The organism is Bacteroidales bacterium (assembly GCA_017521245.1).
In the GTDB taxonomy this organism is placed as follows: Bacteria; Bacteroidota; Bacteroidia; order Bacteroidales; family G3-4614; genus Caccoplasma_A.
The window spans coordinates 290,084-307,427 of the sequence record JAFXDI010000001.1; the positions used below are offsets into that span (position 1 = coordinate 290,084).

At 35.7% G+C, this 17,344-nt stretch carries 14 protein-coding genes; 4 read left to right on the plus strand and 10 right to left on the minus strand.

The features are described from left to right. From IKK64_01135 to nfo, 5 genes are read right to left on the minus strand one after another with little or no spacing between them, the layout of a single operon-like run. Positions 1–2,799, minus strand: a complete 2,799-nt coding sequence (locus IKK64_01135) for an insulinase family protein (protein ID MBR4118665.1) — start codon at positions 2,797–2,799, stop codon at positions 1–3. Beyond that, the gene (locus IKK64_01140) at positions 2,796–3,329 is read right to left on the minus strand and encodes a 5-formyltetrahydrofolate cyclo-ligase (protein ID MBR4118666.1); all 534 of its coding nucleotides are present in this window, start codon (positions 3,327–3,329) and stop codon (positions 2,796–2,798) included. Before IKK64_01140 ends, IKK64_01135 begins: the two co-directional genes overlap by 4 nt. Further along, complete coding sequence (locus IKK64_01145; GenBank protein ID MBR4118667.1) at positions 3,322–4,950, minus strand: PDZ domain-containing protein; 1,629 nt, start codon at positions 4,948–4,950, stop codon at positions 3,322–3,324. Before IKK64_01145 ends, IKK64_01140 begins: the two co-directional genes overlap by 8 nt. 10 nt (positions 4,951–4,960) lie before the next feature. After that, a complete protein-coding gene (locus IKK64_01150) occupies positions 4,961–5,395 on the minus strand; it encodes a dCMP deaminase family protein (protein ID MBR4118668.1) in 435 nt (144 codons plus the stop codon). A 22-nt stretch (positions 5,396–5,417) separates the two neighbouring features. Beyond that, a complete protein-coding gene (gene nfo / locus IKK64_01155) occupies positions 5,418–6,266 on the minus strand; it encodes a deoxyribonuclease IV (GenBank protein MBR4118669.1) in 849 nt (282 codons plus the stop codon). A gap of 189 nt (positions 6,267–6,455) precedes the next feature. Here nfo and lepA point away from each other — a divergent pair, with 189 nt between their 5' ends. Both lepA and IKK64_01165 read left to right on the plus strand, forming a co-directional pair. Then, positions 6,456–8,243, plus strand: a complete 1,788-nt coding sequence (gene lepA, locus IKK64_01160) for a translation elongation factor 4 (protein ID MBR4118670.1) — start codon at positions 6,456–6,458, stop codon at positions 8,241–8,243. 138 nt (positions 8,244–8,381) lie between these two features. After that, a complete protein-coding gene (locus IKK64_01165) occupies positions 8,382–8,942 on the plus strand; it encodes a DUF4251 domain-containing protein (protein ID MBR4118671.1) in 561 nt (186 codons plus the stop codon). Positions 8,943–9,093: 151 nt separating this feature from the next. Here IKK64_01165 and IKK64_01170 read toward each other — a convergent pair whose 3' ends face one another. The 4 genes from IKK64_01170 to IKK64_01185 are packed head-to-tail and all read right to left on the minus strand — an operon-like array spanning position 9,094 to position 14,603. After that, positions 9,094–10,674 carry a peptide chain release factor 3 gene (locus IKK64_01170; GenBank protein MBR4118672.1) on the minus strand — a complete coding sequence of 527 codons (1,581 nt, stop codon included), beginning with the start codon at positions 10,672–10,674 and terminating at the stop codon, positions 9,094–9,096. A gap of 4 nt (positions 10,675–10,678) precedes the next feature. Beyond that, complete coding sequence (gene rfbD, locus IKK64_01175; GenBank protein MBR4118673.1) at positions 10,679–11,548, minus strand: dTDP-4-dehydrorhamnose reductase; 870 nt, start codon at positions 11,546–11,548, stop codon at positions 10,679–10,681. Between the two features lie 7 nt (positions 11,549–11,555). Continuing rightward, on the minus strand, positions 11,556–12,098 hold the full coding sequence (locus IKK64_01180; GenBank protein ID MBR4118674.1) for a DUF4924 family protein: 543 nt from the start codon (positions 12,096–12,098) through the stop codon (positions 11,556–11,558). A gap of 9 nt (positions 12,099–12,107) precedes the next feature. Then, the gene (locus tag IKK64_01185) at positions 12,108–14,603 is read right to left on the minus strand and encodes a carboxypeptidase-like regulatory domain-containing protein (protein MBR4118675.1); all 2,496 of its coding nucleotides are present in this window, start codon (positions 14,601–14,603) and stop codon (positions 12,108–12,110) included. A gap of 289 nt (positions 14,604–14,892) precedes the next feature. Here IKK64_01185 and IKK64_01190 point away from each other — a divergent pair, with 289 nt between their 5' ends. Then, complete coding sequence (locus IKK64_01190) at positions 14,893–15,366, plus strand: CYTH domain-containing protein (protein ID MBR4118676.1); 474 nt, start codon at positions 14,893–14,895, stop codon at positions 15,364–15,366. 12 nt (positions 15,367–15,378) lie between these two features. Beyond that, positions 15,379–16,167 (plus strand): M48 family metallopeptidase, encoded by a 789-nt coding sequence (locus IKK64_01195; GenBank protein MBR4118677.1) that lies wholly within the window; start codon positions 15,379–15,381, stop codon positions 16,165–16,167. Positions 16,168–16,239: 72 nt separating this feature from the next. Here the strand turns inward: IKK64_01195 and IKK64_01200 are convergent, their stop codons facing one another. Beyond that, positions 16,240–17,340 carry an ABC transporter permease gene (locus IKK64_01200; protein MBR4118678.1) on the minus strand — a complete coding sequence of 367 codons (1,101 nt, stop codon included), beginning with the start codon at positions 17,338–17,340 and terminating at the stop codon, positions 16,240–16,242. Positions 17,341–17,344: the final 4 nt, after the last annotated feature.

Sequence of the window (17,344 nt, forward strand, 5' to 3'; positions counted from 1 at the left end):
TTAGTTATTAACACCAACCATCATTACCTCAAACTTGTCGGCATTTTTGAAGATTTTCTTTATAAACTTTTGAACATCTTCAGCAGTTATATCCTCTATTATCTCAACATAGTTCAAGACATCGGTAGTTCCGTAAAGAGCCTTGTTGTTAAGCTCGCTAACCCAGAAACTATTTCGTTTTACATTATCGTTAGCCTTTTTGAGCATATACTTTTTAACGCGTTCAAATTTCTCGTTATCGATATCTTCGTTAATCACTTTAAACATCTCTTTGATGGCGCGATTTTTCAAGCGGTCCATACTCTCAACGTTAGTATCAAAAGCAAAACGGAATACCCATTCATTATTTAATGTGATAACTGCTTTAGTACCGACGCCGTATGTTCCACCCTCTTCCTCACGTATAGTAGAGGTATAAACCATATCCATAATTTGCTCAAAGATGCTTATCATCATCAGATTTTTTGTAGTACATTTGGTCTTACCAATAAATCCGCAATTAACAGTACCAACAATGTTTTCCATCTCTCTCTCAAACACATTAATGTACTCATCGTGACGCATACCATATTTGTCGTCACCACATTTCTCTTTTTTCTTAGAAGAGGGAAGAGATCCAATATATTTCTCAAATAGAGGGCGAAGAGTCTCTTCGTCAATATTACCAACAACATTGAATGTGAAGTCTCCCGCATTGCTGAAACGCTCTTTCCAAATTTCAATGATTCTATCGTAACTAATTAATCCAGCTTTATCAATATCCATAGATACTCTTCTTGGATTACCTTTATATATAGCAACGGCAACCGAGTCGGATACTGCATTCTTTGGGTCTGCATCTTTATTTTTCAAAGCCTCTTCAAGAGCATCTTGCCAAACCGCAAATGTTTCATCATCTTTACTAATATCAGTAAAATGTAGATATATTAACTGTAAGAATGTCTCAATATCCTTTACCGAACTAACACCTCTTACAGCCTCCGATTTATTGCCCAGACTAACCGAAGCATTAGCACGTTTACCTGCCAATAACTTTTTGATTTCGTTATCAGTAAAACCGCCAAGTTTACTTAAACCTATAACCTCGTCAAAAACTAAAGTGTTATAAACATCTGCCTCTGAGTTATCATACAAATAGGCACCACCTTTACTAACACCATTTATCATTATTTGGTCTTTCTTATAGTCTGTATTCTTTAAAACAATCTTGGCACCATTTGAAAGAGTCCATATCTTAGTACCAAGTTTTTTGTCCACACACTCTTTAACAACCTTGCCGGGGACAATATCTTTTGAGATAAGTTCTTTACCACTCATCTCATCTTTGTATGGTTCAATGTTGCTATTGTTTACATCCTCTAAGATGGCAAGAATCTCCTCCTCTGTTGGATAAGAAATACCCTCTTTCTCAATAGCCTCAATTAAAACAACTCTGTTATTATCTGTAACAACGGTTTTAATATAGTTGTTAATATCTTCGGTAGTAATTTTGTTTGCGACACTTTTGATTGCCTCAAAGTCTTTCTCTATACCCATAATAGAGCCACCATTCAAGAAGAAGTTCAAATACTCTTTAATATATTTGTTATTAGCAACTTTAGCACGTTCATTATACTCTCTCTCATAAAAAGATACAATGTTTGCTTTAGCACGTTCGTACTCTCCGGGAGTAATACCATATCTTTGTAAACGTTCAATCTCGGTAGCAAGAACAATAATAGCCTCTTTGCTCATACCCTCCTTAGCAACAGCATCAACCATAAAGGCATCCTTGTCCGCTAACATTCTTCCGTCAATACATCTTCCATTTAATATAACAGAACCGGGTTTTTGCGAAATCTCTGAAATGCGTTGAGAGAAGATGTTTCCAACAATTGATTTAACATAAACATCCTCCACACCAAGCATTGTTGCTTTAAGTTTGTTGTCAAGGGGATTATGTTTACAATAAATCGAAACGTCTGTACGATTATACTCCTTATCAGTAGCAACAGAAACAAGAGGAGTCTCATTATCAGGAATCTTTTCCCAAATACGCTCTGCTCTATTTTCATCTAATTTTCTTTCGCACCAAATCTCTTTAATTTTAGCCTCAACTGCATCAGCGTCAATATCTCCAACAATTATAATGCCTTGAAGGTCGGGACGATACCATTTCTTATAATAATTTTTCAATGTCTCGTACGAGAAATTTTGAACAACCTCCATTGTGCCAATAGGCATTCTGTTTGGATATTTAGTACCTTTGAACAAAACCTTAGCAGTAGCCTCATACAAACGCAAAGGAGCGGTATTACGAGTTCTCCATTCTTCAAGAATAACACCACGCTCATTGTCTATTTCATCATGCTCTAATGATATGGCAGCTGACCAGTCATACAAAATGTACAAACAAGAGTCCACTATGTTTTCCCTATCAGTCGGAACATTATCTATATTATACACAGTTTGGTCAAATGAAGTGTAAGCATTAAGATCGTTACCAAACTTAACACCATTACGTTCCAAATAGTTAATCATCGATTTGCCCGGGAAATGCTCACTACCATTAAAAGCCATGTGCTCTAAGAAATGGGCTAATCCTCTTTGGTCATCCTCTTCAAGAACAGAACCAACCTTTTGAGCAATATAAAAATCAGCACGATTCTTACTCTCATCATTATGGCGAATAATATAAGTCAATCCATTCTCTAAAACGCCATACTTCACATTCTCATCAATAGGAAGTTTTGATAAATCTTGAGCCATAAAAGTTGCAGAAAACAACATTAAGGCAACCGACAAAAATAATTTTTTCATAGTATCTCTTTTTCTGTAATTATGCAATTCATTTTAACATCATGAGGCTCTGTTGCAATACAATCTACAATTTGCATATCATAACCAACACCAACCAAGTAGGCATTACTATTGGCAAGTAACTTATCATAGAACCCTTTACCTCTACCAAGTCTATTAAGATTTCTGTCAAATGCAACACCCGGAACAACAATTAAATCAATTATATTAAAATCAATCTCCTCTCCGGTAGGTTCCAAAATACCAAAAGCACCAACCTTTAACAGCTCTTTGTTATATCTCTTAATAATCAAGTTGTCTCCCGCAACAACAGGTAAGAACAACTCTTTTGAATTTGCCCATCCCTCTAACATACAATCAGTAGGAAGTTCATCAGGTAGAGCGTTATAAAGCAAAATGTTTTTAGCACTCATAAATTGAGTGAGCAACTCAACTTTATTCTTAACCAAGATTGAAGCTAACTCCCTCTCTTCTCGTGAAATATTGAGTTTGCATTTTTTTATATGCAATCTTAAATCATCCTTATTCATTCCCTTCATCCTCTCTTACAGGAAACCCTTTGTCTTCATTTAAAATATCCACTGCTTTGCGGAAAGTCTCATCGTTCATCAGAACAATAGGGTAGAAGGCCTCATCACCCAAAATATTACGAGCAATATTAGCGTACAGGTTATTTAAAATCTCTTTACGCGAAATATTTATATAAATAGGTCGAGCTTTAATATCTTTGCTTGCTGCAAAATTAACAAACTGGTTAAGAATATCTTCACCTTTCAAATATACAAGCAGGCTCTTTGCCGATTTGAATTTTGATAATTTCTCTCTATTCTCATCTGAGTATTTAAAAGCAAACTGATAAATAATACCATTATTTACAACCTGAGTCAAATACGGACTATAAAACGAAGTATCGCGTGGAACAAAAATATCGGGCATGATACCGCCACCGCCATAGACAGTTCTTCCGTATATAGTTTTATATACAGCAGAGTCATTCATGTGAATACTATCCTGCGAGTCAAATTCGCCATGCTCAAATCTGTTAAGCAAATCCATTTCATAGTTTTCGCTATCACCCATTTTATACTCTTTTTGGATAGAGCGTCCCGACGGAGTGTAATATCTTGCGATAGTTAATCTAATTGCCGAGCCATCATTAAACGGAATCTGTTGTTGTACCAAACCTTTACCAAAAGAGCGACGGCCAATAATTAAACCTCTATCGTTATCTTGAATAGCTCCTGCAAAAATTTCACTTGCCGAAGCCGACCATTCATCAACTAGAACAACAATCTGATTATCTTGGAACGAGCCCATACCATTAGAGAATACCTCGTTTAAAGGCGAAGCATTACCTTTGGTATAAACAATCATATAGCCAGCAGGGAGAAACTCATTAACCATATTAATAGCCGACTCCATATATCCCCCAGAGTTCCCTCTAAGGTCGATAATAAACTTAGATGTACCCTCAACAGCCAATTTTGCTAACGATGTTAAAAATTCGCTATAAGTATGTTTTCCAAATTTACTAACTTTAATATACCCAATTTCATCATTAGGTTTAAACGCAACGTCAACGCTATTAACAGGAATATCGCCACGAGTAATATCTATCTCTAAAATATCTTTTGAAGAGGGGCGAAGAATAGACAACTTCACATTACTATTCTTAGGACCTCTCAATCGGTGCATAACCTTTTCGTTAGTAATTGAACTCCCGGTAATAGAAGAGTCATTTACCGAAACAATCCTATCTCCTGCTAAAACACCAGCCTTTTCCGATGGCCCACCCGATATAACATCAACCACCATAATAGTATCGTTTAATATACTAAACTGAATACCAATGCCACTGAATGAGCCATCCAAATCATTATTAACAATCTCCAAATCTTCAGCAGGTATATATGATGAGTGAGGATCTAATTCTCCAATTATTTTAGGTATAACTTTTTCAGTAAGCGAATCAACATTAACAGAATCAACATACTCGTTACTGATTAAATACATCAAACCATTAATCTTGCTTTGCCCAAAATTTGGTATAACAGAAATTGGAGAATTGCTATACTTGGCACCAATATAGATACCAACAACAATTGCAATAGCAAGTAATAGTGGGTATAATATTTTAAAACCTCGTTTCATAGATAATCAACTATTCGTCAATTTTTTCATCACCAATATAGCAAATCTCAACACCTGCTCTCTTTAACAAGTCAAGACCTTCGCTTAGTCTGTAATACTCTAAAAACACCACCCTTTTAATACCTGCCTGAATAATAAGTTTAGCACACTCAATACAAGGTGATGCAGTAACATATAAAGTTGCTCCTTCGCTACTATTGTTAGTTCTTGAAACCTTAGTAATAGCATTTGCCTCGGCATGAAGAACATATGATTTAGTATGTCCTGTTTCATCCTCACAAATATTTTCAAATCCCGAAGGAGTACCATTGTATCCGTCTGAGATAATCATTTTATCTTTAACAATTAATGCACCAACTTTACGTCGTTTACAATATGAGTTTTCAGCCCATATCTCAGCCATTTTCATATAGCGACGATCCAATATATTTTGTTTTTCTTCCATAGTACAATATTCTATATATAAATTACTTTTCTGCTTCGCTTTTTAGCCATGCAATCTCATCGGCCCATATATCCTCATTAGGGGTTTCAAGAATAAGAGGTATATCATTCATTCTATCATCCTTCATAATTCTGGAGAAAAGTTCTTTACCAATAACACCCTCGCCCAGAGAGTCATGGCGGTCAACACGTGAGCCAATACCCTTTTTAGCATCGTTTAGGTGCATGCCTCTTAGATATTTAAAACCAACAATACGCTCAAAATCGTTAAAACTCTTTTCGTAACCTTCTGCCGAGATTAAATCATATCCAGCGGCAACAGCGTGGCAAGTGTCTATGCAAACACCAACTCTTGCTTTATCCTCCACCTTGTCAATGATAGCAGCCAGATGTTCAAACTCAAAACCAATATTAGAACCTTGCCCAGCAGTATTTTCAATAACCGCAGTAACTCCAACGGTTTTATCCAAAGCAATATTAATACTCTCAGCAATAAGCGTAATACACTCGTCAATACTTATCTCTTTAAGAGTACTGCCAGGGTGAAAATTTAAAAGTTTCAATCCAAGTTGACTACAACGTAGCATCTCATCATTAAAAGAGTTTCTTGATTTCTCCAAAGCCTCTTTATTAGGGTTTCCTAAATTAATAAGATAACTATCATGAGGAAGTATCATATCGGCCGAGTAGCCAAATTCAGTACATCTCTCTTTGAATAAATCAATACTTTTTTGAGTAAGAGGAGGAGCAATCCATTGTCTCTGATTTTTAGTAAAAAGAGCAAATGCTGTTGCCCCAATATTGTGAGCATTTAAAGGTGCATTTTCTACACCTCCTGCTGCCGAAACGTGAGCACCAATATATTTAGTCATAAATAATCATTTTTTATTTTTGCGAAGATACAAAATATTTATAAAAGTTCTTAGTTTTTATCCGTTAGATTTTAGTTTTTATTTCAATATCAATACGCTTAGAACAATAATAATTTATTAAAAACATTTTGGCATATTTGAGGATATATAGTAACTTTGCAAAAGTATTAAAATGGAATAATTACGTAGATGAAGAATATTCGCAATTTTTGTATAATTGCCCATATTGACCATGGCAAAAGTACGCTTGCCGATCGCTTATTAGAATACACCAACACAGTATCAGGGAAAGACTTACAAAATCAAGTTCTTGACGATATGGATTTGGAGCGTGAGCGAGGAATAACAATCAAAAGTCACGCAATACAGATGGAGTATAAAAAAGGGGGTGAAACATATAAGTTAAACCTTATTGATACTCCGGGACACGTCGATTTCTCATACGAGGTATCACGCTCAATTGCAGCATGTGAAGGAGCATTATTAATAGTCGATGCCTCACAAGGAATACAGGCACAAACCATATCAAACCTCTATATGGCAATAGATAACGATTTGGAGATAATACCTGTATTAAATAAAATAGACCTTCCAAGTGCCCAGCCAGAGGAGGTGGAAGACCAAATAGTTTCATTATTAGGATGCAAACCAGAAGAGGTATTGCGTGCAAGCGGAAAAACAGGCGAGGGAGTACATGAAGTGTTAGACGCAATAGTAGAGCGTGTACCAGCACCAAAAGGAGATGCAGAAGCACCACTACAATGTTTGATATTTGACTCAGTATTTAATCCATTTAGAGGAATTATCGCATACTTTAAAATAGTAAACGGAACAATCCGATCTAACGATAAAGTAAAATTTGTTGCAACAGGAAAACAATATGAAGCAGATGAGATAGGAACACTCAAACTCGATATGGTCCCTAAAAAAGAGTTATCGGCAGGAGATGTAGGTTATATAATATCGGGAATAAAAACCTCAAAGGAGGTAAAAGTAGGAGATACCATTACCCATATAGCACGTCCTTGTGACAAGGCTATCGCAGGATTTGAAGAGGTAAAGCCAATGGTCTTTGCAGGAGTATATCCAATAGATCCACAAGATTTTGAAGACCTTAGAGCATCACTTGAAAAACTACAACTCAACGATGCTTCTCTAACATTTCAACCCGAATCATCAGTAGCATTAGGATTTGGATTTCGTTGTGGATTTCTTGGCTTGTTGCACATGGAGATAATCCAAGAGCGATTAGACCGTGAGTTTGATATGGATGTAATAACCACAGTCCCCAACGTATCATACAAGGTATATGATAAAAAAGGGAATATGGCAGAGGTTCACAACCCATCGGGATTACCGGAACCAACACTAATTGACCATATCGAAGAACCCTATATTAGAGCATCCATAATAACAACAACCGATTACATAGGTCCTATTATGACACTATGTTTAGGTAAACGAGGCGAGTTAATAAAACAGGAGTATATCTCAGGGAACCGTATAGAGTTGATATACGATATGCCATTGGGAGAGATAGTTATCGACTTCTATGACAAACTAAAAAGCATATCAAAAGGATATGCGTCATTTGACTATCATATCCACGACTTCCGAGAATCAAAACTCGTTAAGTTAGATATATTACTGAATGGTGAAACAGTTGATGCCCTATCAACCCTAACACACTTCGATAATGCCGAGCCATTCGGTCGCCGTATGTGCGAAAAGTTAAAAGAGTTGATACCACGTCAACAATTTGATGTGGCGATACAGGCAGCCATAGGAGCAAAAATCATTGCGCGAGAAACCGTAAAAGCGGTACGTAAGGATGTAACAGCAAAATGTTACGGAGGAGATATAAGCCGTAAGCGTAAATTGCTTGAGAAACAAAAGAAAGGAAAAAAACGAATGAAACAAATCGGTACGGTAGAGGTCCCACAAAAAGCATTCCTTGCGGTGTTAAAACTCGATTAATAACATAAAAAGAGAGATTGTTAGCTGACAATTTCTCTTTTTTTTGAACATCATAATAAATTTAAATAGTCAATAAAAAAAGTTTATATACTTGATAATTAAAAAAATATTAATACCTTAGCAAAAAAAATCAAGACAATGAAAAGATTATTTACCCTAATAGCAATATTAGTATTTGCATTTACAACAAATCTATCGGCACAAGATGAAGTGTTATCTAAAAAAGAGCAGAAAGCGGCAAAACGTATGCTTGAAGCGCAAAAAGATTCCATTGCAGGAGTAATGGCAAAAAACGCAATAGATAGTGGCGAATGGATATTTAATGCAATATCAATTAATGTAAGCGGTGGAGCAATGATGAATGTACCATCAAACCTAAACTTTTTAATGGTGCAAGGAGAACAATTCACCTTTCAAACCTCAACAGGATTTGGTGGAGGACCAAACAATATGGGAGGAATAACCACTACAGGATTAATAAAAATAGAGGCAGTAGATGTTGACCGACATGGCAATATATCATACTCATTACGATTGAACGGAACACTGTTAAATGCAACAGCAACATTAAATCTTCAACGTAACTCAAATATGGGAGATCTCTATCTAAATATGGATAGGGGAGCACGTAATATCTCAATGACAGGAGCAGTCTATTCATTAGGTTCATCTCAAGTATTCGAGGGCACTTTAAGGTAATTATGTAGTAATTAGAATTGACTTGTCTGTCATTTCTACATTGTTAGTTGTGGCGAACAAGATAACAATATAAACAACGGACTGCTTCAAGTAATCCGTTGTTTATATTTTCCAATTAGTCTAATTTGACAAATATGACCAATCTTAAAAACTAAAACTCACTTGTAAAGTGGAATTTAATTTTTGGAAAATCGCTCTGTGCCATTTGTAGAACGTAGGCAGAGTCGGCAAGGAAAACATCTCTACCTTCTTTATCCTTTGCCATATATTGGTATTTGCGTTTCTTAAAGTTCTCCAACTCTGCTTTATCATCGCTCTCAATCCAGCAAGCCTTATACAATGATATAGGCTCCCATTTACATTGAGCACCATATTCATGTAACAGGCGGTATTGAATAACCTCAAACTGAAGTTGTCCGACAGTACCAATAATCTTACGGTTGTTATATTGGTTAACAAACGATTGGGCAACACCCTCATCCATAAGTTGATCAATACCCTTATTAAGTTGTTTGGCCTTCATTGGGTCACTATTCTCAATATACTTAAACATTTCGGGAGAGAAACTTGGTAACCCTTTAAAGTGTAACTCCTCTCCGGCAGTTAAAGTATCTCCAATTTTAAAGTTACCGGTATCTGGCAAACCAACAATATCACCAGGATATGCCTCGTCCAAAACCGATTTCTTTTGAGCCATAAAAGCAGTGGGGCTTGAAAAACGCATCATCTTGCCATGGCGAACATGTTTGTAGTTTTCGTTTCTGACAAATTTACCCGAACAAACCTTAACAAAGGCAATACAACTGCGGTGGTTGGGGTCCATATTTGCGTGAATTTTAAATACAAACCCGGTAAAAGCCTCCTCTTCAGGTTTAACCTCACGCTCAATAGCGTTTATAGGACGTGGGGTAGGAGCAATATCAATAAAGCAATCTAATAACTCTTTAACACCAAAGTTGTTAAGAGCAGAACCAAAGAATACAGGAGCAAGTTCTCCTTTAAGATACTCCTCCTTCTCAAAATCAGGATATACTCCCGATATAAGTTCAAGGTCATTTCTCAAACGTTCGGCATCATCCTCGCCAATATAATTCTCAAGTTCTGGGTTGTTAATATCAGTAAACTCAACACTTTCGGTAACAACCTGTTTGCTTGGAGTATAAAGGTTTAAGTTTTTCTCATATATGTTATAAACACCTTTAAATCTTTGACCAATGTTAATAGGCCAACTTAAAGGACGTACCGAAATTTTCAACTCACTCTCCAATTCATCAAGAATTTCAAAAGGATCTCTACCTTCGCGGTCCAGTTTATTTACAAAGATAATAACGGGAGTTTTACGCATACGGCAAACCTCCATAAGTTTTCGAGTCTGCATCTCCACACCCTTAGCAACGTCAACAACAATAATAACGCTATCAACAGCCGTTAGAGTGCGATAAGTATCTTCGGCAAAATCTTGGTGACCAGGAGTGTCAAGAATATTAATTTTATGGTTGTTGTATTCAAAACCCATAACAGAGGTGGCAACCGAGATACCGCGTTGTTTTTCAATTTCCATCCAGTCCGAAGTTGCTGTCTTTTTAATCTTGTTCGATTTAACAGCACCAGCAATATGAATAGCACCACCAAAAAGCAATAACTTCTCAGTAAGAGTTGTTTTACCGGCATCAGGGTGGCTAATAATTGCAAATGTCCTTCTTCTCTCTATCTCTTGTGTTAGGGTACTCATAAAATTAATCTATATTACTATTTAATAACTTAATACAATCTTTTAAACTCTCTCTCCATTCGGGTATCTCTAAACCATACACCTTTTTAATTTTGCTCTTATCTAAAACACTATATGCAGGTCTTTGAGCCTTTGTTGGGTATTGGTCAGTTGTAATGGCATTAACCATGCAATCAATATCTGCAATTTTAAAAATCTCACAAGCAAACTCATGCCACGAACATTCTCCCTCATTTGAATAGTTGTATATCCCAGACTCAAACTTATTTGAGTTTACAATACTCATAATAGCATTTGCCAAATCACGGGCAAAAGTAGGAGTTCCACGTTGATCGCAAACAACATTTAAACTCTCACGCTCTTTGCCAAGTGAAATCATTGTCTTAACAAAATTTCTACCAAAAGATGAGTATAACCATGAAGTTCTTATTGTAATACTCTGTTCGGGTAATATATTGGCAAGAGCAATCTCTCCTTCAAGTTTTGTTTTGCCATATACTGATTTTGGATTTGTTGTGTCGCTCTCTATGTATGGCATAGTAGCATCTCCACCATAAACATAGTCGGTTGATACATGAATAACCTTTGCGTTGGCAATCTTTGCGGCATTGGCTAAGTTATCAACTGCGAGAGTATTTATTTTAGCACAAATCTCACTATCATCTTCTGCTTTGTCAACAGCAGTATATGCGGCACAGTTAATGATAAAGTCAGGTTTGTGAATTTCAACAAAATTACAAATATCACTAAAGTTTGTAATATCCAACTCCTCAACATCGGTAAAAATGTAAGAATTGATATTATCTCTATCAGCAATGCAACGCATCTCATTGCCTAATTGACCATTAGCACCTGTAATTAATAAAACTGCCATAAAACTATTATAACTCTAATTCGCCTGCTTTATCTTGTTTATATAGTTCTGAGAGATGAGATAAAAACTGCGAAATAGTTTTACTTGCAGCAATTGTCTCTTCCGAAATCTCTTTTTTAGTTAAACGTAGCATCAATAATCCGTATAGCATATTGAACGCAGTTTCAATATCACTACACTCATTTGCTCCTTGTTTACCCTTTATCTCGTTAATGTAGGGTAGTGCTTTGTAAAAAGCGACGGTATAAAGAGGCATTTTGTGCGAAGCCAGAAGTTGAGAGTGAAGGTCGTTGAGTTTGATAATGACATTTGTGTTAATCTGCAAATGACCTCTCTCCAATTTGCCCTCATTTCGCATCATTTCAATTAGATTTTCATACCAATTCCTTATCTCGGCTTTAACCTCTGGAGCAACATTATAACCCTCCACAATATTAGCATTAATCAGAGCAATGTCATATTTACATGCTCTGATTATATCCTCCACCTGCCACATATAAAGCAGATATTCGGCTATATTGTTCTCTCTCTTCTCTTTTGCAATAATCATATCTCTTTATTAGAATGAGAAGTGTAACTCAATTCTCACGCCACCTTTTTTAATATTCGGTAAATCTCTGTATGTTACGCGGAATACATATTCAATTCTTAAAATACTTAATATGTTGTCCAATCCAACACCCACCTCCATATATGGCAATTTAGGTTTCCAATGAGCATTTTGGTTAACATCGGGGAAACGCCAAAGTGTGGGATCTTTCTCGGGATTATTCTTATCCGACAAATAACCAAAGAAACCTCTAAACGAAACAACCTCTCTTATTTTCAAATATTTTATATATGGAATGTGGTTAAACAGAATACCATTGGCATAATACTCAAGATCCCAAGCAGCGTAGTTGTCAAAAATAAACTCAACAGGATTCAATACTGAGAACGATTGAGGTTGAATAGTATATGTAAGGTTAGCATCGGGTATAATCAATGCAGTATATGGAGTTTTAGTCCAAACCTTTGAGAATTTAAGTACAGCATTCAAGTGTCCGTAAGTTGAGAACCAGAAAGCCTTTTGTAAACTTAAATCGGTACGTTGATAGTTGTACTTGCTATTCAAGAAACCCTTCCATCCCATTCCATGGTTAAGCAAAATAATAGGAGCTGTTTTTGAAATAGGGTAGCGTTGACCTTTAGTTTGGTAAAAACGCTCTTTGTGGGCATATCTGATTTTTATATTGAAATCTGCTTGGTCATACTTTTTAAGAGAGTTACCATAACCATCAACAAACTCCATCCATTGAGTAGCCTCTTCGGTCTTAAAAGCAAAACCTATATTATATGATAATCCATGTCTGTGTTCTCTCATATACTCAATTTCAGAAGTTCTTAAATAGGTAGAGCGAACATCTTTCATACGTTTAAGAGCCAAGAATACATTATCCTTATTGGTAAATCTGTATTGCTGACCAAGCTGGTTAATATCATACTTGTGTGATAGACGAATTTGATGAATTGGGTACTCTTTGTAATGCTCCTTTTTATCAATAAAAGAGTATATGAAATCGGCTTTATATTTAAACTTCTTATCGCGAGTACCAAATGCCACATAACCATCCAAGAAGATACGTTTGTGTAGGTTAGGAGTAGTCATACCACCAATTCTTAAACGAGCACCCTCAACCGTATTACCACTAATAGTAGTATTTAACGGACCCAAATCAAACTTGCTGTTTTTTGAAGTAGGAACATATCCTGACACTAAGCTTGTGAGAATCTTCTCTGACCAATAAAATACCTTATTTTGACGTAGTTGGGCAAGAATTTTGTCTACCGAGTTTTCTTTCTTCTTAATCGGAATCATACGGTTATCTTCCCAATATTGATTAGGTTGCATTAAGGCATATTCATCCTCAATAACAGCACCCTCTTTCTCGAAAATAGAACTATCGGCAGGAGCTTCAAAACTATGATTTCTGCAACCAATTAAACGCCTAACGTGTAATCCCTGAATACCGGGCATCAACTTCATTTCAACAATAGCGTCATCCAATTTTTTTATACGTAATCCATCTTCGGTGCGAGTAAACTCTTGTTTAATCTTCATACTTTGAACGTAGTTAAGATTAATATCTTTAGGTACGTTCATATCAACTTTTTTAACAAAGTATGTAGAGTCAAGAGTAACATAAAGGTGTCCCACAAAACCATTTGATTCTGAGTTGTGAGGAGCAAATCCTAAATCAACACACTGAACACTATCAATAGCAATAGTATCTAAAAGGTAGAACTTATAAAACGAAGGAGCAATATTTGAAAGAGGACTCACAAAACGAGTAAGCATCAAATTAATTTGGTTGTCATAAATATTAACCTCCTTAAAAAGCTCATCGTAGAATTGTTGCATACTCTCTTGGTTGAGCATATCATCAATACCCATACGCCTGATAGCCTCAATATATTGCTTTTTAGTATTACCCTCTTTTTTGTAGTATATCTTAGAGTTTCGCTCTTTGATTGACACAGTCAAAATAGGTTTACCCGAAACCTCTGAAGTGTCAACATAATCAAATAAGAATTTGAATTTACGGAAAATAGGTTTCTCTTTCTTATTCTCGTTAAAATCATTAAAAGCAAGAGTTAATCTATCGTATTGATCATGAGTATAATAATCCTTCTCTTCCAAACTATTACTCTCTCCTGCTTTAATAACTTTCTTTACAAACTCTACCGCAGGGTTGCCTCTACGCTTATATTTTTCGCGTTTAGGTTTAACCACAACCTCTTCCATTGCATACTCTTCGTTTTGCAACTTCACCGAGATTTGGTACTTCTCACCCCTGATAACAGGATAGACATAATCTTTATAGCCAACCGAAGATACAATTAACTCTTTTGAATCTGTGTTTGTTTTTATAGAGAAGTATCCAGCTTCATCAGTCATCTGAACCGTTTGTGTACCTCTAAAATATACAGTAACATAAGGCATAGGTTCGCTTGTGGTAGAGTCGGTTACGATACCCGAAACGTATGTAGTTTGCGCTTGCACCGAAGTCGGCATTGCAAAAAGAAGTGTCGAGATAGTAGCAAATAATATTATTAAATATTTACGCATTAAATTACTCAAATTTACCATTAAAAATCGACTGCAAAGGTACAAAAAATATCCCTAACTTATTGTTTTATATTTCCTATATTTTATCCATTTTGCATTTGTTATCAAAAAATAATAAATTAAATATTAAATATTTCAAAAAAATAAGAAAATAATAGCAAAAAAGAGAATAACAAAATCAAAGAATCTAAAAAAACTGTATTATCTTCGCATACGAATTGCAAAAAAAATCATAATGGGAAAAGAGATTGAACGTAAATATTTGGTAACAGATAATCAATATAGATCTCAATCAAATGTAACATATATCTTGCAGGGCTATCTAATATCTCAAAAAGAGCGAGTGGTAAGAGTGCGAATAAAAGGAGATAAAGGGTACATAACTATTAAAGGCGAAAATATAGGAGCCACTCGTCTTGAATATGAATACGCGATTCCGGTTGTTGAGGCAAAAGAGATTATTGATAATTTATGTGAAAAACCCGTAATAGAAAAAAACAGGTATTTATATAAGGCAGAGGATGATCATATATGGGAAATAGATGAGTTCTTAAGAGATAATCAAGGGTTAGTAGTTGCGGAGATTGAACTTTCAGATGAACAAGAGGAGTTTGTCTTGCCTGAGTGGGTAGGAGAGGAGGTAACCTCCGATCCCCGATATTACAATTCAAATTTAATAGGAAACCCCTATAAAAATTGGAATAAATAAAAATAAATCAAGATGAAAAAATTAAATTGTTTAATACTGCTGATAGCAGTAATTCTAACGGCGTGTAGTACAGTGCCATTGACTGATCGTAAACAATTTCTGTTAGTTAGCGATCAAGAGGTTTTGGCATTAGGGCTACAAAGTTATAACGACTACATTTCAACAGCAAAACCATCACCTGATACAATCAGTGCAAAAGTAGTTGCAGAATGTGGATTAAAAATTCAAAAAGCAGTTGAAAATTATTTAGCGTCTGTTGGAATGAGCTCTCAAATCTCAGGATATGAGTGGGAGTTTGTGTTAACCCATGATAGTACAGCAAATGCATTCTGTATGCCGGGAGGTAAAGTAGTAGTATATGACGGGTTGTTACCATATACAAAAAGTGTGGATGAGTTAGCAGTGGTAATTGGACACGAAATAGCTCATGCTGTTGCAAAACACTCAAATGAGCGTATTAGTCAGCAAATGATACTATCAGCAGGATCGCAAACATTGTCCGGAATACTATCAGGAAAATCTGAAACAGCACAACTATGGGGCGAAACAATCTTTGGATTGGGAGCAAATTACGGAGTTATGTTGCCATTCTCTCGTAAACAAGAGTATGAGGCAGATAAATTAGGATTGATATTTATGACAATGGCGGGATATGATCCCTCAGTGGCAGTCTCATTCTGGGAGTCTATGAGTACAGGTGGAGCATCAATGCCTGAGTTTATGAGTACACACCCAAGTGATGCAAATCGTGTTGCAAAAATAAAAGAGTTGTTACCCGAATTAGAACAATATAAAAAATAGTAATATCCGGCATAATACAAATAAAGGACGGATTTCAAATCTGTCCTTTATTTGTATATATAACAATTCCTATTAACTCTGCTTTTTATATGTAATAGCAGCAAGGGAGTTAAATATAATAGCAAAAATACCCAGTGCCATAAAGTTATTCCATAACTCTGTAATTGTTGTACCTTTAAGATAAACAGAGCGAAGAATCTCAATAAAGAATCTTGGGGGTAATATCAGTGTAAAGTTCTGAGCCCATTCAGGCATTGAGTCAATAGGCGTAAGCAAACCGCTCATAAGCATATTAACCATAATAATAAAGAACATAACAAAAATAGTCTGTTGCATAGTCTCTGAAAAATTGGCAACCGTTAGGCTTAACCCTGATATAGTTAATATAAAGAGCAATGCTCCCAAATAAATTGTACCAACTGAACCTATTGGGGCAAGACCATAAACCAATCGAGCAATAATCATAGCAATAGTAACCACAAACAAACCTATAATCCAGTAAGGCAGAAGTTTTGAAAGAATAAAACTAAATCTCGAAACAGGAGTAACATTAATCTGTTCAATAGTTCCACTCTCTTTCTCTCCAACAATACTCAATGCAGGAAGAAATCCGCAAATAAGAATAAATATAATAATCATTAGGGCAGGAATCATATAGTGCCTATAATTAAGCGTTGGATTATATCTATTCTCAATAGTAATTAATTCTGATGTAGCAATCGCACTATTCTCGTTTTTGACCTCTTTCAGTGATGAAGCAATAGTCTGAATAACGTATTGCATACCCATACTACCCTTTGTGGCATTAACTGCATTAGCAGTAATGCTAATTCTTTCGGGAGATGTCATCATATTACGTTCAAAATCTTTAGGAATCTGAACAATAACATCAATATCTCCCTCTTCCAAAGCACTCAAAGCAAGAGGGTATTCAGAGGACGTTTGTTTCAGAGAAAAATAGTCCGAAGCCTCAATATGAGAAGCAATCCTGCGAGAAACAGAAGAACAATCCATATCCACAATAGCAACATTAACATTACGCACATCCATTGTCATAATAAGAGGCATAATTAGCATTAGCATTATAGGAAATGCAATAATCAATTTTGGCAGAAACGAGTTACGGCAAATCTGCAAGAACTCTTTTTGAAGTAATACAATAAACGTACGCATAAAT

What these genes read in the sequence shown, in the direction of transcription:
- IKK64_01135 (MBR4118665.1), bottom strand. Translation starts at nt 2,799, where the DNA reads ATGAAAAAATTATTTTTGTCGGTTGCCTTAATGTTGTTTTCTGCAACT.
- IKK64_01140 (MBR4118666.1), bottom strand. Translation starts at nt 3,329, where the DNA reads ATGAATAAGGATGATTTAAGATTGCATATAAAAAAATGCAAACTCAAT.
- IKK64_01145 (MBR4118667.1), bottom strand. Translation starts at nt 4,950, where the DNA reads ATGAAACGAGGTTTTAAAATATTATACCCACTATTACTTGCTATTGCA.
- IKK64_01150 (MBR4118668.1), bottom strand. Translation starts at nt 5,395, where the DNA reads ATGGAAGAAAAACAAAATATATTGGATCGTCGCTATATGAAAATGGCT.
- nfo (MBR4118669.1), bottom strand. Translation starts at nt 6,266, where the DNA reads ATGACTAAATATATTGGTGCTCACGTTTCGGCAGCAGGAGGTGTAGAA.
- lepA (MBR4118670.1), top strand. Translation starts at nt 6,456, where the DNA reads ATGAAGAATATTCGCAATTTTTGTATAATTGCCCATATTGACCATGGC.
- IKK64_01165 (MBR4118671.1), top strand. Translation starts at nt 8,382, where the DNA reads ATGAAAAGATTATTTACCCTAATAGCAATATTAGTATTTGCATTTACA.
- IKK64_01170 (MBR4118672.1), bottom strand. Translation starts at nt 10,674, where the DNA reads ATGAGTACCCTAACACAAGAGATAGAGAGAAGAAGGACATTTGCAATT.
- rfbD (MBR4118673.1), bottom strand. Translation starts at nt 11,548, where the DNA reads ATGGCAGTTTTATTAATTACAGGTGCTAATGGTCAATTAGGCAATGAG.
- IKK64_01180 (MBR4118674.1), bottom strand. Translation starts at nt 12,098, where the DNA reads ATGATTATTGCAAAAGAGAAGAGAGAGAACAATATAGCCGAATATCTG.
- IKK64_01185 (MBR4118675.1), bottom strand. Translation starts at nt 14,603, where the DNA reads ATGCCGACTTCGGTGCAAGCGCAAACTACATACGTTTCGGGTATCGTA.
- IKK64_01190 (MBR4118676.1), top strand. Translation starts at nt 14,893, where the DNA reads ATGGGAAAAGAGATTGAACGTAAATATTTGGTAACAGATAATCAATAT.
- IKK64_01195 (MBR4118677.1), top strand. Translation starts at nt 15,379, where the DNA reads ATGAAAAAATTAAATTGTTTAATACTGCTGATAGCAGTAATTCTAACG.
- IKK64_01200 (MBR4118678.1), bottom strand. Translation starts at nt 17,340, where the DNA reads ATGCGTACGTTTATTGTATTACTTCAAAAAGAGTTCTTGCAGATTTGC.